Annotated in this window: 17 protein-coding genes and 1 pseudogene; 12 read left to right on the top strand and 6 right to left on the bottom strand. The window is 61.5% G+C overall.

Annotated features, from left to right (window positions below; all coding sequences use genetic code 11):
* Positions 1–117: 117 nt before the first annotated feature.
* Positions 118–1,014 carry a LysR substrate-binding domain-containing protein gene (locus ACA070_RS13530; RefSeq protein WP_497451560.1) on the top strand — a complete coding sequence of 299 codons (897 nt, stop codon included), beginning with the start codon at positions 118–120 and terminating at the stop codon, positions 1,012–1,014.
* Positions 1,015–1,236: 222 nt separating this feature from the next.
* A complete protein-coding gene (locus ACA070_RS13525) occupies positions 1,237–2,424 on the top strand; it encodes an MFS transporter (protein ID WP_497451559.1) in 1,188 nt (395 codons plus the stop codon).
* Positions 2,425–2,580: 156 nt separating this feature from the next.
* Here ACA070_RS13525 and ACA070_RS13520 read toward each other — a convergent pair whose 3' ends face one another.
* A complete protein-coding gene (locus ACA070_RS13520; protein WP_497451558.1) occupies positions 2,581–3,924 on the bottom strand; it encodes an MFS transporter in 1,344 nt (447 codons plus the stop codon).
* 286 nt (positions 3,925–4,210) lie between these two features.
* On the opposite strand from ACA070_RS13520, the gene ACA070_RS13515 reads away from it, so the two are divergent.
* Complete coding sequence (locus tag ACA070_RS13515; RefSeq protein ID WP_497451557.1) at positions 4,211–5,644, top strand: aldehyde dehydrogenase family protein; 1,434 nt, start codon at positions 4,211–4,213, stop codon at positions 5,642–5,644.
* Positions 5,645–5,860: 216 nt separating this feature from the next.
* On the opposite strand, the gene ACA070_RS13510 is transcribed toward ACA070_RS13515, so the two are convergent.
* Positions 5,861–7,147 (bottom strand): OprD family porin, encoded by a 1,287-nt coding sequence (locus ACA070_RS13510; RefSeq protein WP_497451556.1) that lies wholly within the window; start codon positions 7,145–7,147, stop codon positions 5,861–5,863.
* Positions 7,148–7,342: 195 nt separating this feature from the next.
* Between ACA070_RS13510 and gcvA the strand changes: the two genes are divergently transcribed.
* The 9 genes from gcvA (at position 7,343) to ACA070_RS13465 (ending at position 16,163) form a co-directional block, all read left to right on the top strand.
* On the top strand, positions 7,343–8,248 hold the full coding sequence (gcvA, locus tag ACA070_RS13505) for a transcriptional regulator GcvA (protein ID WP_497451555.1): 906 nt from the start codon (positions 7,343–7,345) through the stop codon (positions 8,246–8,248).
* Positions 8,249–8,341: 93 nt separating this feature from the next.
* Positions 8,342–9,247, top strand: coding sequence for an NAD(P)-dependent oxidoreductase (locus ACA070_RS13500; RefSeq protein WP_497451554.1), 906 nt, complete (start codon positions 8,342–8,344; stop codon positions 9,245–9,247).
* A 278-nt stretch (positions 9,248–9,525) separates the two neighbouring features.
* The gene (locus ACA070_RS13495) at positions 9,526–9,885 is read left to right on the top strand and encodes a Zn-ribbon domain-containing OB-fold protein (RefSeq protein WP_497451553.1); all 360 of its coding nucleotides are present in this window, start codon (positions 9,526–9,528) and stop codon (positions 9,883–9,885) included.
* Positions 9,882–11,027: a thiolase family protein gene (locus tag ACA070_RS13490; RefSeq protein ID WP_497451552.1), complete on the top strand. Its 1,146-nt coding sequence runs from the start codon at positions 9,882–9,884 to the stop codon at positions 11,025–11,027. The genes ACA070_RS13495 and ACA070_RS13490 overlap by 4 nt, the downstream gene beginning before the upstream one ends.
* 3 nt (positions 11,028–11,030) lie before the next feature.
* Positions 11,031–11,795: an SDR family NAD(P)-dependent oxidoreductase gene (locus tag ACA070_RS13485; RefSeq protein ID WP_497451551.1), complete on the top strand. Its 765-nt coding sequence runs from the start codon at positions 11,031–11,033 to the stop codon at positions 11,793–11,795.
* A gap of 10 nt (positions 11,796–11,805) precedes the next feature.
* Positions 11,806–12,612 carry an enoyl-CoA hydratase/isomerase family protein gene (locus ACA070_RS13480; RefSeq protein ID WP_497451550.1) on the top strand — a complete coding sequence of 269 codons (807 nt, stop codon included), beginning with the start codon at positions 11,806–11,808 and terminating at the stop codon, positions 12,610–12,612.
* A gap of 19 nt (positions 12,613–12,631) precedes the next feature.
* Positions 12,632–13,843: a CaiB/BaiF CoA transferase family protein gene (locus ACA070_RS13475; protein ID WP_497451549.1), complete on the top strand. Its 1,212-nt coding sequence runs from the start codon at positions 12,632–12,634 to the stop codon at positions 13,841–13,843.
* Positions 13,844–14,486: 643 nt separating this feature from the next.
* Positions 14,487–14,846 carry a DUF6124 family protein gene (locus ACA070_RS13470; protein WP_497451548.1) on the top strand — a complete coding sequence of 120 codons (360 nt, stop codon included), beginning with the start codon at positions 14,487–14,489 and terminating at the stop codon, positions 14,844–14,846.
* Positions 14,847–15,242: 396 nt separating this feature from the next.
* Complete coding sequence (locus ACA070_RS13465) at positions 15,243–16,163, top strand: LysR substrate-binding domain-containing protein (protein WP_497451547.1); 921 nt, start codon at positions 15,243–15,245, stop codon at positions 16,161–16,163.
* Here the strand turns inward: ACA070_RS13465 and ACA070_RS13460 are convergent.
* The 4 genes and pseudogenes from ACA070_RS13460 to ACA070_RS13445 form a co-directional block, all read right to left on the bottom strand.
* On the bottom strand, positions 16,084–16,677 hold the full coding sequence (locus ACA070_RS13460; RefSeq protein WP_497451546.1) for a DinB family protein: 594 nt from the start codon (positions 16,675–16,677) through the stop codon (positions 16,084–16,086). The genes ACA070_RS13465 and ACA070_RS13460 overlap by 80 nt on opposite strands.
* Positions 16,678–16,936: 259 nt before the next feature.
* A pseudogene (locus ACA070_RS13455) lies at positions 16,937–17,035 on the bottom strand (hypothetical protein); the annotation flags it as partial.
* 60 nt (positions 17,036–17,095) lie between these two features.
* The gene (locus ACA070_RS13450) at positions 17,096–17,884 is read right to left on the bottom strand and encodes an SDR family oxidoreductase (protein WP_497451545.1); all 789 of its coding nucleotides are present in this window, start codon (positions 17,882–17,884) and stop codon (positions 17,096–17,098) included.
* Between the two features lie 65 nt (positions 17,885–17,949).
* Positions 17,950–18,888, bottom strand: coding sequence for a cyclase family protein (locus ACA070_RS13445; RefSeq protein ID WP_497451544.1), 939 nt, complete (start codon positions 18,886–18,888; stop codon positions 17,950–17,952).
* Positions 18,889–19,205: the final 317 nt, after the last annotated feature.

Here is a 19,205-nt window from a genome sequence, read left to right as displayed (position 1 = left end):
GCTTGACGAACCGCATCGCCAGCAAGCCGGCTCCTACACCGTTGAGCAGATCCTAGATTGCGATGATCGGACCGTCCAAGACATAATGCGCAGCACTTGAGTCCCCCGAGGTCTGACATGATCGACATCCGTCAATTGCGCTACTTCGTCGCCGTCGCCGAAGAAGAACACGTCGGTCGCGCCGCCGAACGTTTGCACATTTCCCAGTCGCCCCTGAGCCGGCAGATCGCCCAGCTCGAAGAACGCCTGGGCCTGACCCTGTTCGAGCGCAGCCAGCAGCGCATCCGCCTGACCCGCGACGGCCAGACCTTCCTCGCCGAAACCCGCGCCCTGCTGACCCACGCCAACCGCCTCGAATCCCTCGGCAAACGCCTCGGTCGCGGCGAAGAAGGCGGCTTGTGCATCGGCTACATCGAAAACGCCATGCACGCCGGCGTGCTGCCCAACGCGTTGCGGGTGCTGCGCGTCGACCGGCCGAACGTGCACGTTGCGCTGTACAACCAGAGCTCCGCCGAACAACTCGAACGCCTGCGTCAGCGTAGTCTCGATATCGCGCTGGTCAGCGAACCGCCCGTCGCCGACGATCCGGACCTGCTGGGTTTTCAAGTGCTGGACGACCCGATGCTGCTGGCCCTGCCCGAAGACCATCCCCTCGCCCACCAAGCGACACTGACCCCGGCCGACCTCGCCGATCAGGAGTGGATCGGCGTGCAGCACCTCACTAGCCGCGCAGATTTCGTCAGCGCTTGCATCCGCGCCGGCTTCACCCCGGACATCCGCATGGAAGCCACCGGCCCTTTTACTGCAATGGCTCTGGTGGCCTCGGGGCTAGGCATCGCGATGATTCAGAAAGGCTTGAGCCGCAACGCACCGCCGGGCGTGGTGTTGCGGGAAGTGCCGTGGATTGGCTACACCAGACCGCTATGGGCGGCGTGGCACCGGATCAATTTGCGGCCGTTGGTGGAGACGTTCAGGAAGGTGCTGACCGAATCGGAGCCGGGTCCCACCAGCTGAAATGTGTGGCGTTCGGACCGGCCTCATCGCGAGCAGGCTCACTCCCACATTTTGGAATGCATTCCCCTGTGGGAGTGAGCCTGCTCGCGATGAGGCCGGCCCGACCACCGCAGATCCAACGCATGAGATTTGCTCAAGCGGGCCTGCGGTTTTGTGCTTTGACCCGTTTCCCTTCCGCCGACTACAACAGCAACTCGCTTGTCATTCCCAGGGGAACACCAGATGCCTGAAAACAAAACCGCATTGCCCGCCAGCCTGGCGATCACTCTGGCGCTGTGTTGCGGCTTTTCGGTTGCGACCATCTATTACAACCAGACCATGCTGCCGTTGATTGGCGCGACGTTCAGCATCTCGGGCGCGCATGTCGGCCAGATCGCCATGCTCACTCAACTCGGATACGCCCTCGGCTTGCTGCTGTTTGTCCCATTGGGTGATCGGGTCACTAGGCGCTCGCTGATCCTCGGCATGTTGAGCCTGAACTTCCTCAGCCTGATCGCCTCCGCCGTCGCACCGACCTATTCCTTTTTGCTGCTGGCCAGCGTAATGCTCGGCCTGTCCGCCGTCAGTGCGCAGATCATCATTCCCGCCGCCACCGCCCTCGCGCACCCGGAGCAACGCGGGAGCGTGCTGGGCATGATGGTCAGTGGCTTGTCGGCGGGCGGTCTGTTGGCGCGGGCCCTGAGCGGTGCCGTCAGCACCTGGATCGGCTGGCGCGGCATGTTCTTCGCCGCTGCTGCGATGAATGTGCTGCTGTTTATCGCGATCCTGATCCGCATGCCCGTGACCGCACCGTCCAGCACCCTGCCCTATCTGGACCTGATGAAATCGATGTGGAAACTGGTGCGCGATCACCCGACCCTGCGTCGATCTTCAGTGAGCGGTGGGCTGATCTTCGGGGCGTTGAACGTGTTCTGGGGATCCATGGCTTCGCTGCTGGCGCTTGAGCCTTATCACTACTCCAGCGGACAGGCCGGGCTGTTCGGGCTTTCGGCCATCGTCGGAATTGTCGCCGCCTCATGGCTTGGACGACTCACGCAACACTACGGCATCAAGCTGAGTTATCTGGGGACCGGCGCGGTGCTGCTGGCTTTCATCGCCTTGTATGTGGGCGGTGCCGCAGGTTTCTGGTGGTTGATCCTTGCCTGTGCCACCGCGCTGGACATCGGCAACCGGGCTAATCAACTGGCCAATCAGGCACGCATTCTGGCCCTGGCCCCGGAGGCAGTCAGCCGCCTGAACACGGTGTTCATGGTCACCTACTTCACTGGCGGCGCATTGGGATCGGCCCTCGGGGCCAGCGCCGCCGAGTATCACGGCTGGCCAGGGTTGGCAGCGGTGGGCGCGTCGTTTGCGGTGTGCGGACTGGTCTCGATCTTCCATTCCAGACGTGCTGAGAACAGCCACACATAACCAAATGTGGGAGTGAGCCTGCTCGCGATGGCGAACTATCAGGCGACATCATCTTTGCCTGACACACCGCTATCGCGAGCAGGCTCGCTCCCACAGGGTTTGTGTTTCGGGCACAAAAAAGGGGCGGATTATCCGCCCCTTTTCATTGATGTCCGATCAACGCAACGGCTGGCCCCGCGTCTCCGGCATGCGCAGGTAAACCACTGCGCTGATCGCACTGATCACCGCCAGGTAAATCCAGAACAACCCGCCATACCCCCAGCCCGCCATCGCAGCCATCAGGTACGGCGCGGTGCCGCCGAACAAGGTCACTGACAAGGCGTACGGCAAGGCGATGCCTGTCACGCGAACTTCGGCCGGGAATTGTTCGGCCATGGTCACCGCCGACGCGGCGCCGAAACCGGTCATGATCACCATCGAGACGGTCTGGATCAACGTCACTTCCATCAGGCTGATGCCGACATGCAGCAGGCCAAAGCTCGGCCAGGCCCACAGGATCGAGGCGATGGCGAAGGCAATCAGCACCGGACGTCGCCCGACGCGATCCGCCAGCTTGCCGGCGAACGGCAGCAACACCAGCGATACGCCAACCGAAATCACTCCGGCCAGCAAGGTGTCGCGGATCGACATGCCGGTGATCAGGTGCACCTGATTCGGATAGCTGACCATCCACACGTAGTTGAGCAGGTTGCCGGCCATGGCGATGCCGATCACGCGCATGGCATCGCGGCGATGGCTGAACAGCAGTTCGCGAATCGGGCGTTTTTTGCTGTGGCTGGCAACGCGCGATTTGAAGACCTCGGTTTCACGCACCGACAGTCGAATCCACAGGGTGACCATGCCCATCAACGCGGCAATCACGAACGCCACGCGCCAGCCCCAATCGTAGAGCGCGGTGTCGCTGCCCATCGACGCCAGGGCGAAGCCGAGCAGGAAAGACACCAGCGTGCCGGCGTTGATTGCAAACCACTGCCACGAACCGGCGAATGCCCGTCGATGCGCAGGGGCCGATTCGATCAGGAACGCCGAGGCGGAGCCGAACTCACCCCCCGCCGAAAAGCCCTGAACCAGCCGGGCAAGCACCAGAATGATCGGCGCGGCAATGCCGATACTTTCATAGTTGGGGCAGATCCCGATCACCAGCGAGGCGACAGACATCAGCAGGATGGAGAGCGTCAGGCCTTTCTTGCGACCGTAGCGGTCAGCCAGTTGGCCCAGCACCGCGCCACCGATCGGGCGCATGATGAAGCCGACCGCGAACACGGCCAGCACCGACAGCAAGGCGGTTGCCCCGTCACCGGCAGGGAAAAATTGCTTGGCCAGAATGGAGGAAAAGGTCGCGTAGATGACCCAGTCCGTGTACTCGACGATGGTGCCCAGGGTCGCGGCGACAATCGCTTTTTTCTCTGCGCTGTTGAGTTTTCGACCTTGAGTTTCAATCGTGGCAGTTGCTTTGGATGAGGACGGCAGTTCGCCGTCCACCGTAGGGTAGTTGCTCATGGTTCTGGCTCCCGTGGGCGCTATTATTGTTGACCTTTAGACGCGGCCTCAGTGTTGCTACGGGAGAAATATCCAGCGTCGCCGGCTTCTCGTGAAGCGAGTTTTCAGGGCGGTTCGGTTGACTAAATATCAACCCACTGCATTGAGATTTTCTCAACGCACCGTCCTTTAAAACTCGGTTGAAGGCGCTAGGGCGAGCGAGTGTAAATGCAGGTAATCATGGGGCTGCCCACGACCTCCCCCATGTACCGCATCGACAACAAAAGTTTCGCGAGGAGATCCCGCAATGTTTGAGCAAACCAACAGCTTTATCGATGGGCGCTCCGTGCCGCCGCTGGACGGCCAGTACGAAGACAAAATCGACCCGCGCACCGGCGAAAAACTCAACGAAGTGGCCAGCAGCGGCCCGGCTGACGTGGCCATCGCCATCGACTCCGCCGCTGCAGCGCTGCAAGTCTGGCGCGATATGCGCCCGGCTGACCGCGGGCGCATCCTCAACGACTTCGGCCGTTTGATCCGCGCCAGCGAAAGCACCCTCGGCGCGCTGGAGCAGGCCGAAACCGGCAAGCCCGGACGCGAGATGGCGACGCTGATGGACCTCACGGCGCAGTACTTCGAGTTCTACGGTGGCATCGTCAATGTCATGGACGGCGACGTCATCAACCAGGGCCCTAATTACCACGTCTACACCCGCCGCGATCCGTTTGGCGTGATCGGCGTGATCCTGCCGTGGAATGCCCCGCTGCATCAGGCGGCCCGGGCGATTGCCCCGGCGCTGGCCACCGGCAACACGGTGGTGGCCAAGCCTTCCGAGCACACCTCGGCTTCTCTGGTTGAACTTGCGCGCATGGCCGTGGAGGCCGGGATTCCACCGGGGGTGTTCAACGTGATCGTCGGCAAAGGCAGCGTCATCGGACCGGCCATGGCGCACAACCCGCACATCCGCAAAATCTCCTTCACTGGCGGCATTCATGCCGGCCAGGCGCTGGGCCATATTGCGGCGGACCGGATCCTGCCGCTGACCCTGGAACTGGGTGGCAAGTCGGCCAACATCGTGTTCGACGACGCTGATCTGGACGCCGCCGCCAAAGGTTCGACCCTCGCGTTCACCTGGAACAGCGGCCAATGGTGCGCTGCCGGAACGCGGCTGTTGGTACAGGAATCGATTTACGATCGCTTCGTCGACAAACTGGTGGCCGAGGTCGGCAAGCTGCGGGTCGGTCCGCAGGACGATGCAACGTCCGGCCCCATCACCACCCACGCCCAGTTCGAGAAAATCCAGAGTTACTTTGCAATTGCCGAACGCGAGGGGCTGACCCCGGCGATCGGCGGCAAGGTGGCGAGCCATCCCGGTTTCGAAAACGGCTGGTACATCGAGCCGACCGTTTACACCGGCGTGACCAATGACATGACCCTTGCCCGGGAAGAAATCTTCGGGCCGATTGTGTGCGTGATTCCGTTCAAGGATGAAGCGGACGCGCTGCGCATCGCCAACGACAGCGAGTTCGGCCTGGGGGCCGGGATCTGGAGCCGTGACATTGGTCGGGTGCATCGGGTCGCCGGGAATCTGGAAGCTGGACGGATTGTGGTCAATGAATACAGCGGCGGATTCGTCCAGACGCCGTGCGGCGGGTTCAAGCAAAGCGGTTATGGGCGTGAGCAAGGGGTTGATGCGTTGTCGCATTACACGCAGCTCAAATCGGTGATTATTCGCCTCTAAGTAACCCGCGACCTGAAGCAGCTGGCGCAGCCTGCGTTCGGCTGCGCAGCAGTCGTGAAATCAGAACACGCGGTGTTTCAGAAAGACCACATTCTCTGGTTTTGCGACTGCTGCGCAGCCGAACGCAGGCTTCGCCAGCTGCTACATGCCAGTGCGTCGCAGATGAAATTGCATACCACATAGAAACGCGACCTCTCGGTCGCGTTTTGTTTGGAGTTACCAAATCGCCAACGAGTAAGTAACGATCAACCGGTTCTCATCGATATCACTGGAAAAATTGCTCCGTGCACTGGCGTTTTTCCACTTCAGCCCGAGGTCCTTCAGCGGCCCGCTCTGAATCACATACCCCAGCTCGGAATCACGTTCCCATTCCTTGCCGCCATCCGCACGATTGCGCACGGTGACGTCGTCACCCGAGAGGTAGCGGGTCATGAAGGTCAGGCCGGGAATCCCCACGGCGGCGAAGTTGTAGTCGTAGCGCGCCTGCCATGAGCGTTCGTCCTGATTACCGAAATCGTTGATCTGCACCAGGTTGACCAGATATCCGTCAGTGCCGTTGATATTGGCAAAACCGGTGTCGCCGCTCATGCGCTGATACCCCAGGCCCAATGAATGGCCACGGGCGCTGTAGGTAAACATCGCACCCAGCGCCGAGTTATCGACATTGCTGCCGCCCTCGTCGAGGCTGCGCGCCCAGCGCAAATCGGAGTTCAACGTCTGCCCTTCGCTGATCGTCCATTTGTGGTTCAGGGTCAGGTAATGCTGCTGATAAATCCTATCCAGCTCACCGTAGTAATAAGCTGTACTCAGCGCCGGCGCCCAGCGGTAGGTGGCCCCGGCAAAGTCGAAACGGTCACTGGTGGCGTGGCGACCCAGGCGGATATTGCGCGAACCACCGTTGAAAACACTCATGTCTTCATTGTCGGAAGAGTTGCGCAGGTTGGTCTGATCCAACCGTCCAAGATCCAGCGACAGCTTGTCGAGATCCGCGCTGTTGAGCCAGGCCCCGCGAAAAGTTTGCGGCAACAGGCGTGTATCGTTGTACATGACCACCGGCATCCGCGGCAGCAAGGTACCGACTTTCAGGGTGCTGCGTGCCATGCGCAGTTTGCCGGTCAGGCCCAGCTCGCCGTAATTATCTTCGGCTCGCCCGCCCGGTACTCGTGCGGTATTGAGCAGGCCGGTGCCGGAGCGATCCGGCGATGAATCGAGCTTGATCCCCACCAACCCGATGGCGTCAAAACCGACCCCGATCATGCCGTCGGTGTAACCCGATTCCAGCCGCAGGATGAACCCCTGCGCCCATTCCTCAGCCTTGCTTTGAGCGACGCCGGACTGACGAAAATCACGATTGAAGTAGTAGTTGCGCAGCTCCAGGCTGCTTTTGCTGTCCTGAAGGAGATCGGCACAGGCCGGGTTCCACAGGGTGCTCGCCGCACTGCACAACGCTAGTTGCGAAACCAGCGGGAAGCCCTTCCGGGCGTTGGAAAAGGGGCTATTCATGGGTGTGTTTCTCTTATTGTTGTCAGGTTCGGCCACGTGCCAGACCGGCGCGTGACGGTCGATCCTGAAAGCCGCGCTGCCGACCGACAATCGAGAAAAACACGCCCTTTACTTGAGTTTTAATCAAGTGGGTTTAGGCTCTTGTTTACGTACACTGCGCGCCGCTCCTCCCATAAGAACAAGAGTTTGCTCACCATGGAACGTCTGCCACCCCTGAATGCCATTCGTGCCTTCGAATCCGTCGCCCGGCATTTGAGCATCACCCTGGCCGCCGATGAGTTGAACGTCACCCCCGGCGCAGTGAGTCGGCAGATCCGCACGCTGGAAGAATTCCTCAAGCTCGACCTGTTCGTGCGTGGGCACCGCCAGATCACTTTGACCGCTGCCGGCGAGCAGTACTTTCGCGCCGTGGCCCGGGTGGTCGAAGACCTGCGTGGGGCCACCAAAAAACTCATGTCCCCGCCCTTGCGCCGTCAGCTCAAGGTCCGCGCCTACACCACGTTCGCCATGCAGTGGCTGATCCCGCGCCTGGCGAGTTTCCATGTGCAGAACCCGAAGATCGAAGTGCTGCTGACTGCGTCTCTCGAGCCCGTGGACTTCTACAAGGAAGACATCGACGCCGCCATTCGCCTCGGTTCCGGTGAGTGGCCCAACTGCAATTGCCATGTCCTCAGCGACAACCAACTGGCCCCGGTGTGCAGCCCGTCGTTGCTGCAGCATGGCCCGGGGTTGCAGACGCCGGCCGATATCGCCAACTACACGATGCTGCACTCGATCGCCCGCCTCGAAGACTGGCGTTACTGGCTGGAAGCCTGCGGCGTCAGCCGCGAGGTCGATGCCCACGCGGGCATGACCTACCAGAGCTCGTCGATGGTGTACGCCGCCGCTGTCGGCGGTCAGGGCATTGCCATGGCGCAGCTGTTTCTGGTGAGCAAGGAGTTGCAGGACGGCACGCTGATCCGGCCGTTCGAGCAGGTGGTGGACATGGGCGTGTACACCTACTACCTGCTGATTCCCAAGCACCGCGAGGAAAGCGAAGACCTGCGGATTTTCCGTGAATGGGTCCTCGAACAGGCCCGCATTACCCGCGAACTGGCTTGAGGTTTAGTCAACGTACAGCGGCGTAAAACTGCTTTGCCGGTCAATTGTCGGCGTGTCTAGCATGGGTCTCCATTCATAAAAAAGAGACCTGCCATGACGACCCTCGATACGCCTTCCATCGGCTTCATCGGCATCGGCGCCATGGGCCAGAAAATGGCCCACCATCTGCTCGACCAGGGCTTTGACCTGAACCTGTTTGACCCCAATCCCCAAGCCCTGGCGCCGTTGCTTGAACGGGGTGCGCGCAGCCACGCCACTCCACGGGAAGTGGCGGACCACGCGCACATCGTGCTGGTATGCGTGCCGACCCCGGACATCGTCGAAAATGTGGTGCTCGGTGATGATGGCGTGATCCACGGCCAGAAGGTGAGCATTCTGGTCGACCATTCCACCACCGGCCCGAGCCTGGCCCGGCACCTGCACGCGGCACTGGCCGAACGTGGCATCGCCGCACTCGATGCACCGCTGGCCGGCGGAGTCGCGGGCGCGCAAAACGGCACGTTGTCGGTGATGGTCGGCGGTGATCGCGCCGCCTACGAGCGTTGCGCGCCGGTATTCGCTGCCTTCGGCAAGAAGGTCGAACACATCGGCACCGAGCCGGGGCTGGGCCAGACGTTGAAGCTGGTCAACAACATGATCGTCGCCGCCACCCTGGTGGCCACCAGCGAAGCGATGCTGTTCGGGGTCAAGGCCGGGCTCGACCCACGGCAAATGGTGGACATGCTCAACGCCAGCACCGCGCGCAGCTTTACCAGCGAACAGATCCTGGCGGGCACCGTGATGCGCCGGGAATTCTATTTCGGCTTTCGCCTGGATTTGATGCGCAAGGATGTGCGGTTGTTTCTTGCCGAGGCCGAAAGCACCGGGGTGCCGGCCTTCACCTCTGCGGTGGTCAAGCAGTTCTTCGATCAGGCCTTGAGCGAAGGTGATCCGGCGCGGGACATGACCCAAGTGGTGAAAGTGCTGGAGCAGATGGCAGGCGTCACATTGCAAGGCTGAGTTTCCATTAACGCCGCAAATCCCCCTGTGGGAGCGAGCCTGCTCGCGATTGCGGCGTGTCAGTTGATATGTTTGTTGCCTGACACACCGCAATCGCGAGCAGGCTCGCTCCCACAGTTTTTGCGTTTCAACTGACGGATATCGGGTGAACCCGCTATCGCCTTGGTTTGATTTTTTCTCAACCAAACCGGGTTTTTATATCGTTTGTCGGGCCTTGTGCCCTGCCCGACCATGACCTCCAGAGCTTGCTCGCAAGCGCATAACAACAGGAGGTCATCATGAGTTTTTCCACATCCATTTGGACGCCTACCACGCCACCCGGCCTGCATGCCTCGCGCCATCACCACAGCGGGGAAATCTTCTTTCCGTCCGTGCCTGCCGAGTCGCCGCTGAGCAGCCAGTTCGACGACACCGTGCTCGACGTTGAGGGCCAGGTCTACAGCTTCACCATCATGCACCCGAGCCCGAAAAGCGGCCTGCCACCGTTCGTCCTGGCGTATGTCGACCTGCCCGGGCCAGTGCGTTTGTTCGGGCGCCTGATCGGAAGCCCCGGCGTGCCTGCCATCGGCGAAAAATGCCGAGTGATTGCCGACGACACCTACGGCTACGTTTTCCAATCCCAGGAGGCCCGTCCATGAGCCAGATGCATGTAATGGGCGGCGCCATGACCGTCTTCGGCCGTCACCCCGGCGTCATGGCACCGGAACTGGCGCAACGGGCGATTCTCGATGCAGTGGCCGATGCCGGCCTGCAACTGGCCGACATTCAGGCCGTGTACTGCGCCAATGTGCTGGGCGGGATGATTCTCGGGCAGGTGATCGTGCGCGATCTGGGCCTGCAAGGCATTCCGGTCTACAACATCGAAAACGCCTGTGCCAGCGGCGCGACGGCGGTGCACCTGGCACGCCACGCCTTGCTGGCCGATCAATACGAACGCGTGCTGGTGTTCGGCATCGAGCAGTTGACTGCGTTGGGCGGCGGCATGATACCGATGCAGCGCAACGACCGCATGACCGACCTCTACGCTACGGCGGGCATGGTGCTGCCGGCGGTTTACGCGATGCGCGCCACGCGGTTCATTCACGAGCGTGACGCCAAGCCTGCCGATCTGGCTGCGGTGGCAGTGAAGAATCGCCGCCACGGTTCGCTTAACGAATACGCCCAGCAACGCACTGAAGTCAGCCTCGAAGAAGTGCTCGCCTCGCGCATGATCGCCGACCCGCTGACCCTGTTGCAGTGCTGCCCGTCGCAAGTGGACGGTGCCGCCGCGCTGGTCCTTGGCAACAAACCCGGCCCCCACGCCAAAGACGTCAAGGTGTTGGGTTCGATCATTGTTTCGGGCCTGCGCGAGAGCGGTGACGAAGACATTCTCGACGCCGAAATCACCGCACGCGCCGCACGCCTGGCCTATGAACAGGCCGGTGTCGCCCCCACCGATATCGGCGTGGTCGAGTTGCACGACGCTTTCACCATCGCCGAGCTGTTGTATTACGAAGCGTTGGGTCTGGCCGCACCGGGCGAAGCCGTCGCGCTGTTGCACTCGGGCGCCACCGCTCTCGGTGGCCGGGTGCCGGTCAATCCGAGTGGCGGCCTGTTGGCCAAAGGTCACCCATTGGGTGCCACCGGCGTCGCGCAAATGGTCGAGTTGCTCTGGCAGTTGCAAGGCCGCGCCGGCAGCCGCCAAGCCGGCACACCGCGCCTGGGCCTGGCGCAATGCACCGGCGGCGGTATCGCCGGGGTCGACCACGCGGCATCGGCCGTGCACATCCTGGGAGTCTGAGCCATGAACAACTCACATTTTGCCGCCGGCCAGGTAGCCGTCGTGACCGGCGCCGCTCGTGGCATCGGCTTGACCATTGCCAAACGACTGGCGCACCAAGGCGTGTTTGTCTACTTGCTGGATCGCGACGAACAGGCGTTGAACGACAGCGTCAGCGCATTGCAAGCCGAGGACTGGAAGGTCGCCGGCATTGCGCTGGACCTGACCGAAGGCGAGTCCGTCAACGCCGCTTTCGCGCAGATCCGCGAAGCCCATGGCCGCCTGGATTTTCTGGTGAACAACGCCGGCGTGGTCCGCGACAAACGTTTCCTGAACATGACCGAACAGGACTGGGACCTGGTGGTAGACACCAACCTACGGGCGCAATTTCTCTGCTGCAAGGCGGCTTTGCCACTGATGCTGGAGAAAGGCTTCGGGCGCATCGTCAACATGTCGTCCCGGGCCTGGCTGGGCGGTTTCGGTCAGGCCAACTACTCGGCGGCCAAGGGCGGCGTGGTCAGCCTGACCCGCAGCCTGGCGATCGAGTTTGCGGCCAAAGGCATCACCGTCAACGCCATCGCCCCCGGCATCGTCGACACGCCGTTGTTCCAGAGTTTCGCGCCTGAGGTGCAGGCAAAACTCAAGGAAACGGTGCCAGTGAAACGCATCGGCACCCCGGACGACATCGCCAATGCCGTGGAGTTTTTCCTCGCCCCGGCCAGCAGCTACGTCACCGGACAAACCCTGTATGTGTGCGGCGGACGCAGTCTGTCCTCGGCCAGTGTGTGAGGTGAGCACCATGTCAGTCACTTTGGAACTACACGGCCCCGTGGCGCTGATCACCCTTGATCGCCCGCAAGCGCTGAATGCCCTGGACCTGGATTCGCTCCAGGCCCTGCGCGGGCATCTGCGTGAAGTACGCGACCGCCGGGAACTGCGCGCGGCCGTGATCACCGGCAGCGGTGAACGCGCGTTTTGCGTCGGCGCCGATATGAAAAGTACGCGAGCCTCGTCAGCTTCGTACGCCGAGGCATTGTTTTTGGCTAACGAGCCCGCCGCAGACGCGGGGCTTTATATCCGCCAGATGGACCTCGCCGACCTCGACCTGCACAAGCCGTTGATTGCCGCCATCAATGGTCACTGCCTGGGCGGCGGCCTGGAACTGGCGCTGCAATGTGACCTGCGCATTGCCAGTGCCAGCGCGACGTTCGGTCTGCCGGAAGCCGCCGTCGGTTCGATTCCGGCGGTCAGTGGCCTGCATCGTTTGATGCGCGCGGTGCCGCCCGCCCACGCCATGCAAATGGCCCTGACCGGGGCGCGCATCGACGCGTGGCAGGCCCACGCCATCGGCCTGATTTCGGAACGTCTGGACAGTCGCGAAGCCTTGCTGCAACGGGCGATGGTGCTGGCCGAGCAGATTGCCCGCCAGGCACCGCTGGCAATTCAGGCCCTGCAAACCTTGGCCCGCAGCACCGCGCACTTGAGCGACAGCGACGCCCAGCGCTTGACCGAACTGTATTGGGGCGTGTTGCGCGACACCGAAGATCGCCTCGAAGGCCGGCAGGCGTTTGCCGAAAAACGCGCACCGCATTACACGGGCCGCTGAAGAGCCCGAGGAGGCGAACATGTTACGCAAAGCTCTGGACGGCCTGACCGTCCTCGATTTCACCCAGATCGCCGCCGGCCCAACGGCAACCATGCTGATGGCCGACATGGGCGCGCGGGTGATCAAGATCGAATCCCACGAAGGCGAGCTGGGCCGCACCCTCGGCCCGGCGTGGGTCGGCGAGGATAGCGCGCTGTATCACGCGTTCAATCGCGGCAAACTGGGTGTGAGCCTGGACCTGAAACACCCGGACAGCGCAGCGGTAATCAAACGCTTGGTACTGCAAGCCGACGTGCTGGTCGAAAGCATGCGCCCCGGCGTCATGGCCCGGCTCGGACTGGGCTACGAGGACCTGGCCGCGCTGAAACCGGACTTGATCTACTGCTCGATTTCCGCCTACGGCCAGCAAGGCCCGTATGCCGACCGGGCGGGAGTCGACGGCATTCTGCAAGCCGACTCCGGCCTGATGAGCCTGATCGGCACGCCGAACTCCGCGCCGTCCAAGGTGCAAGCGCCGGTGGTCGATGTGGTCACCGGCTACATGGCCTGCATGGCCGTGCTGGCCAAGCTGCATGCCCGGGACAAGGACGGCTTGGGCGGCCACCTCGACGTCAGCCTGATGAACTCGGCACTGGCGCTGCAACAGGCGTCACTGGCCAGCTTCCTGTGCGACGGCAAGCTGCCGACCCGCATCGGCAGCGCCGCGCCCTACTCCGCGCCCAACGAAGCCTTTGAGGCGGCGGATGGCTGGCTGATGGTCGCCGCCTATAACGGCAACCGCTGGCCCACCCTGTGCGGAGTGCTCGGGCATCCGGAATGGATCGACGACCCGCGCTTCGCCAGTTCGGCGCAACGCGTGGTTCATCGTGAAGCCATGTGCGCGGCACTGACCGACGTGTTCCTCACCCGGCCCGTTGCTCATTGGCTTAAGGTGCTGCGCGAGGCCGACATCCTTTGTTCGAAGGTCAGCGATTACAACGATGTGCTGGCCCATCCGCAGATCGCCAGCAACGGCATGCTGGTGGAACTGCACCACCCGCAGCACGGCGTGGTGCGGGTGCCGGGGTTTCCGGTGAATAGCCTGGAGGCGGCACAAACGCCGTATGCGCCGGCACCGGAGAATGGCCAACACTCGCGTTCGGTGTTGCGTGATTTCGACTTTTCCGAGGATGAGATTGCTGATTTGCTGGCGTCCAATGCGATGCGCTGTGCGGAGGTGGAGTTGGCCTGATCGAGTCCCTGTGGCGGTGAGTCCTCAATGTGTGGAGTTCACAAACCCCTGTGGTGGTGAAACTTCAATGGGGAGCCCACAAAAACCCTGTGGCGAGGGGGTTTACCCCCGTTCGCTGCGCAGCAGTCGCAAATCCTGTGCACTCGGTTTGCCTGAATAACCGCGGTTGCAGGTTTTGGGGCCGCTGCGCGACCCAACGGGGCGATGCGGCGTCCCGATAAACCCCCTCGCCACAGGTAAGCGCCCTCCTCACAAATCTGCGCTAGCCCGGCAACCTTGCTCGTTTGTTTAACCGTGAAACGGTGCTTGTTTAAATACCCTCAAAGATACTTCCTGAAAGCTACAAATCCTTGCGCCGTTGCCTACGGCTGCGCCAGAATCCGCCGGCTTGTGCGCCTGAGGGCCGCTCGGTAACTTGATTCCCGTCACTGCCCTTCAGTGATCGGGTTTAGTCGCCCGCGTTAACTCAGTTGTGCGTGCATCTGTCATGCAGGTCTTCCGTCCTGTACTTGATGGTGGCTGTACGTAGGGCGCCCTCGGGCGCGCCGGATTGCTGAGTTTCCCGGTCGACTAACCTGCGTGCAGCTGCCTCCCCTTACGTTTAGTCGCAAGAGGGGTGGCACCCAATCTGGAAACTCAGCATATGTTCAAAGTAACGCCCAATCCACCGGACACTGATCCGGCCTCCCCATACGAACCCGATTCAAAAAAACTCAACGAGGCCGCCGAGCGCGCCCTCGACTTCCACTTCCCATCGAACGCCGACATCAAAGCCACCCCGCGAGCACGCAGCACTCTGTTCTCCGTAGACCCAGAGGCCACGGCCGAAACCCTGGCGGTTTATCTGGTCGAAATCCTGGCCTCCGTCGATGTGATGGTCCATCAGTTGGTGGATCATCTGGAGGGTGAGTCGCGTTACGCCCTGCTGGGTATTTCAAACAGCATCATGGTGGCGGAGATCACAGCGAACCGGGTGTTGGATAAAATTGACCTACCCAAGTAGGTGCCGCTTGTTGTGGTGAGCCGTTAACTGATGTTGCGCTGTGCAGCGGTCACTTTTTTGCGACTGCTGCGCAGCCGAACGGGGCGGTGCGGCGTTTCGCTAACCCCCCTTGCACAGGTGAGTGGTGGCGAGATCTTGATGTGGAACCAAAAAAGACCGTGGCGAGGGAGCTTGCTCCCGTTGGGTCGCGCAGCGGCCCTCAAAACCTGCAACCGCGCTCTGTCAGGATGACCGCGACGGATGGCCTGGCGACTGCTGCGCAGTCGAGCGGGAGCAAGCTCCCTCGCCACTGGTATGCCTCCTCACTACAGATAACTCCCCTCATCACAGTCACCCCCTCGCCACAGGGTTTGATGCTTTACTGAAAAGACCCCAAAACCCTGCGAGTACCCGCACATGAACCGCAACGACTTGCGCCGCGTGGACATGAATCTGCTGGTGATTTTCGAAACGTTGATGTTCGAGAAGAACCTGACCCGGGCCGGGGAGAAGCTGTTCCTCGGTCAGCCCGCCGTCAGTGCTTCGCTGGCGAAGTTGCGGGATCTGTTCGACGATCCGTTGCTGGTGCGCAACGGTCGGGTGCTGGAGCCGACCCAGCGTGCCCTGGTGATTCTCAAGGAGTTGCAGCCGGCGATGGACACCATTTCCGGCGCGGTCAGTCGGGCCAAGGATTTTGACCCGTCCACCAGCCGCGATGTGTTTCGCATCGGACTGTCCGACGATGCCGAGTTCGGTCTGTTTCCGCCGTTGCTCAAGCAGATTCGCGAAGAGGCGCAGAACGTCGTGGTGGTGGTGCGTCGGGTGAATTACTTGCTGATGTCGTCGATGCTCGGCTCCGGGGAGATTTCCGTCGGGATCAGCTACACCACCGAATTGCCGGCCAATGCCAAGCGCAAGAAACTGCGAGACCTGAGTGTGAAGATCCTGCGGGGCGATGACCGGCCCGGCCCCCTGACCCTGGATGAATACTGCGCCCGCCCTCACGCGCTGGTGTCGTTTTCCGGAGATTTGACCGGTGCCATCGACAACGATCTGGCGAGCATCGGCCGTTCACGCCGGGTGGTGCTGGCGGTGCCGCAGTTCTCCGGGCTGCGCGCCTTGCTTGCCGGCACCGATATGCTCGCCACGGTGCCTGACTACGCCGCGTGCGCGCTGATCGAAGGCAGCAGCCAGTTGCGCGCCGACGACCCGCCGTTTGACATCGTGCTGTCCGAACTGTCCATGGTCTGGAACGGTGTCAACGATAACGATCCGGCAGAACGTTGGTTGCGCTCGCGAATAGCCCAACACATGTCGGCTGAACTGCCGGTGCTCTGAGCGAGTTGAAATCCGGATCGGTCTCGCGCAGGAAGATCGGCATGTCGGTCATCGGTGGCATGGCGGGAATGTCGAAATACATCTGGATCACCCAGCCACGGTGATAACTGGCGTGATTGACCACATGCATCAGCATCGCCCCGGCGCTCATGGTGCCGCTCTCGCCCGAGACAAATGTGAACTCGACGGGTTTATCGAGCGACGTCTCGCTTTGCCGGGCACTCCACCGGCAATACCAGTGATCGATCTCCTTTTGCGCCATGCGCAATTCAGCGAGGTCGGGATGCAGCAGATCGTGTGAGGTTTTGAAGCCGTGCCCTCGGCCTTCGAGGTGAGCCTGCCAGATGCAGTCCACGACGTAGATGTGGTTCAGGGTGCCGATCATGTTTTTGAACACCGACACCCGCTCTTTGTTGACCTCACCCGGCGGCAACGCGGCCAGGCTGTCAAAGAGGCGCTGATCGGCCCATTGCTTGTAATCGGCAAGCATGCGCGCAGTGCGTACGTTGATCATCAGAGTTCTCCCATTACGATGGGCGCACTGGCAAGCATAGCCCGCTCGGCGGGCGGCAGCGCAAAGGCTGATAACCGGCACTTCGCCGCAACACGGTTTTGGGTAGCAGCTGCCGAGCAGCGCGAGGCTGCGTTCGGCTGCGAAGCAGTCGTGAAATCAGACAACGCGGTGCATCAGAAAGACCGTGGGTTCAGGTTTTACGACTGCTGCGCAGCCGAACGGGGATAAATCCCCTCGCCACAGGGCTGCTCGGCAGCTGCTACAGGGAATGCGGAGTCAGATGGATCAGCACTCGATCCGCCAGTGCCAGGCAGCTGGTCAGACCCGGTGATTCAATGCCGAACAGGTTCACCAGCCCCGACCACCACGCATTCGATATCGACGCTTACTTGCTTGCGCTCCTTTCAAGCCCAAAAACTCAGAACGTTCCAGGGTAACTGCCGCCGTCCAGCAACAGGTTTTGCCCGGTGAGGAAACCGGCGTGGGCGCTGCAAATGAACGCGCAGTACGCACCGAACTCATCAGGCTGTCCGAAGCGCTGGGCCGGTACGTTTCTGCGCCGCTGTTCGCTAATGCTTTCGACGCTGGCACCATTGGCCTCGGCGGCGGCGCTCAGTGTCTTGTGCAACCGCTCGGTCTCAAACGGCCCGGGTAGCAGATTATTAATGGTCACGTTGTGCCCGGCCAGCCGCGACTGGCGCGCGAGCCCGGCGATGAATCCGGTCAATCCGCTACGGGCGCCGTTGGACAGGCCCAGCACATCAATCGGCGCTTTCACGGCCCCCGAAGTGATGTTGACGATGCGTCCGAACCCCCGCTCGGCCATGCCGTCGACGCATGCTTTGATCAGCTCAATGGGCGTGAGCATGTTGGCATCCAGCGCTTTCAGCCAGTCTTCGCGCTGCCAGTCGCGGAAGTCTCCGGGCGGCGGTCCACCGGCGTTGTTGATCAGGATATCAACCTGCGGGCACGCGGCCAGCACTTGCTCGCGCACCCGCGGATCGCTGATGTCGCCGGTCACCGTGCGCACATCAATGGACGGCGCCATGCTGCGCAATTGTTGGGACGCAGCTTGCAAGGCTTCGCTGCCGCGCGCGTTGATCACCAGGTTGACCCCCTCCTTCGCCAAGGCGCGAGCACAGGCCAGACCCAGCCCTTTGCTGGCCGCGCAGACGATCGCCCAGCGCCCCGAAATAGCCAAATCCATGATGTTGCTCCTGTGCCTGTCAAGTGGAGTAGTTGACGCAGGTTTCTACGTTACCACTGCGGGTATCAGTGAATCGCCACCGGGTTGATGTTGACCTGGGTTGAGCCCTTGTACAGCGGCTGTCCGAGTACAAACATGAATTCCCAGGCCTTGTCTTTCACCAGCGCACGGCTGTCGATCAGTTCAAGGTTGTAGATACCGTTTTTGGCCAGCATGAATTGGTTGACCGGGAACTCCTGGCCGTCTTTGGCCGGGTAGATTTCCGAAGCCCAGGTGTCACCGCCGAACGCGACGATCTGTTTGTCCGCCAGCCATTTGGCCGCGGCCATGCCGATCCCCGGTTCCACGGCGAGGAATTTCTCGTTGTCCTTGCCCAGCAGTTCCAGCCAACCGGTGTTGAACAGCACCACGTCACCCTTCTGAATGCTGATGCCTTGCAGGTCCAGGGCCTTCTGGATGTCGGCAACGCTGAACTCGGTTTTCTCCGGCACGATGGCGCTGCCGTATACGGCGGTCATGTCCAGCACCACGCCACGGGTGACGATGGGCGGGACTTTTTCGATGCCGAGTTTCTTCACCCCTTCAACGGTCACGAAGTCCGCGGCACGGTTACCGTTGTAATAGACGTTGTCGATGCCGATGTGGCCGATGCCGTTGAGTTGGGTACCGACGCCGGTCCAGCCGACCACCAGTTCATCATTGGAGGTGAATTTATTCGGCCCCATGGTGGTACCGCCCGCCTCGCCCGGCTGGATGTTGGTCAGGTGAAAACTGCGATGACGGAAGGCCGGCAGGGTTTTGTCGATGGGCACGGCCAGCGGGTAGGTTTTGCCGGTCTTGATCAGTTTGGAGGCGTTGATCACCGACTCGGCGTTCAACAGATTCAGTGCGCCGATTTCATCGTTGGCGCCGTATTTCGAGGGATACCACTTTTCAGCATCCGCAGCGTGAGCGGCATTGAGGGTGAACAACAGGGCAAATGGCAGTACCAATCGATTGAGCATGAGCGAGTCCTTGTGAGGTTGCAGTGGACCCAAGGTACGCAGCCCGTCTGTGGGGAAACAGACAGGTATGGGCAATACAATTGTTCTGGATTGTCACGAGTGACACCTGTAGGAGTGAGCCTGCTCGCGATGACGGCGGCACATTCAATAGATGCGCTAGCTGACAGATCGCTATCGCGAGCAGGCTCACTCCCACAAAAGCGGCGCGCTCCCACAGGGACATCTGACTGGAGTTACACCTTGGAGTCTCGCCGAGGGATTATCGCAATCGATTCTCTCGTTAATCACAGAACATGTAACTAACTGTCATTTAGCTG

It is taken from the genome of Pseudomonas sp. LBUM1678, assembly GCF_059695575.1.
Note: the sequence above shows the minus strand (reverse complement) of the source record. Positions and strands in the feature narration are given on the sequence as shown.

Coding starts and splice junctions, on each gene's coding strand:
- ACA070_RS13470 (WP_497451548.1), top strand. CDS start 14,487: ATGTTCAAAGTAACGCCCAATCCACCGGACACTGATCCGGCCTCCCCA.
- ACA070_RS13445 (WP_497451544.1), bottom strand. CDS start 18,888: ATGCTCAATCGATTGGTACTGCCATTTGCCCTGTTGTTCACCCTCAAT.
- ACA070_RS13500 (WP_497451554.1), top strand. CDS start 8,342: ATGACGACCCTCGATACGCCTTCCATCGGCTTCATCGGCATCGGCGCC.
- ACA070_RS13525 (WP_497451559.1), top strand. CDS start 1,237: ATGCCTGAAAACAAAACCGCATTGCCCGCCAGCCTGGCGATCACTCTG.
- ACA070_RS13450 (WP_497451545.1), bottom strand. CDS start 17,884: ATGGATTTGGCTATTTCGGGGCGCTGGGCGATCGTCTGCGCGGCCAGC.
- gcvA (WP_497451555.1), top strand. CDS start 7,343: ATGGAACGTCTGCCACCCCTGAATGCCATTCGTGCCTTCGAATCCGTC.
- ACA070_RS13475 (WP_497451549.1), top strand. CDS start 12,632: ATGTTACGCAAAGCTCTGGACGGCCTGACCGTCCTCGATTTCACCCAG.
- ACA070_RS13480 (WP_497451550.1), top strand. CDS start 11,806: ATGTCAGTCACTTTGGAACTACACGGCCCCGTGGCGCTGATCACCCTT.
- ACA070_RS13520 (WP_497451558.1), bottom strand. CDS start 3,924: ATGAGCAACTACCCTACGGTGGACGGCGAACTGCCGTCCTCATCCAAA.
- ACA070_RS13495 (WP_497451553.1), top strand. CDS start 9,526: ATGAGTTTTTCCACATCCATTTGGACGCCTACCACGCCACCCGGCCTG.
- ACA070_RS13465 (WP_497451547.1), top strand. CDS start 15,243: ATGAACCGCAACGACTTGCGCCGCGTGGACATGAATCTGCTGGTGATT.
- ACA070_RS13460 (WP_497451546.1), bottom strand. CDS start 16,677: ATGATCAACGTACGCACTGCGCGCATGCTTGCCGATTACAAGCAATGG.
- ACA070_RS13515 (WP_497451557.1), top strand. CDS start 4,211: ATGTTTGAGCAAACCAACAGCTTTATCGATGGGCGCTCCGTGCCGCCG.
- ACA070_RS13530 (WP_497451560.1), top strand. CDS start 118: ATGATCGACATCCGTCAATTGCGCTACTTCGTCGCCGTCGCCGAAGAA.
- ACA070_RS13485 (WP_497451551.1), top strand. CDS start 11,031: ATGAACAACTCACATTTTGCCGCCGGCCAGGTAGCCGTCGTGACCGGC.
- ACA070_RS13510 (WP_497451556.1), bottom strand. CDS start 7,147: ATGAATAGCCCCTTTTCCAACGCCCGGAAGGGCTTCCCGCTGGTTTCG.
- ACA070_RS13490 (WP_497451552.1), top strand. CDS start 9,882: ATGAGCCAGATGCATGTAATGGGCGGCGCCATGACCGTCTTCGGCCGT.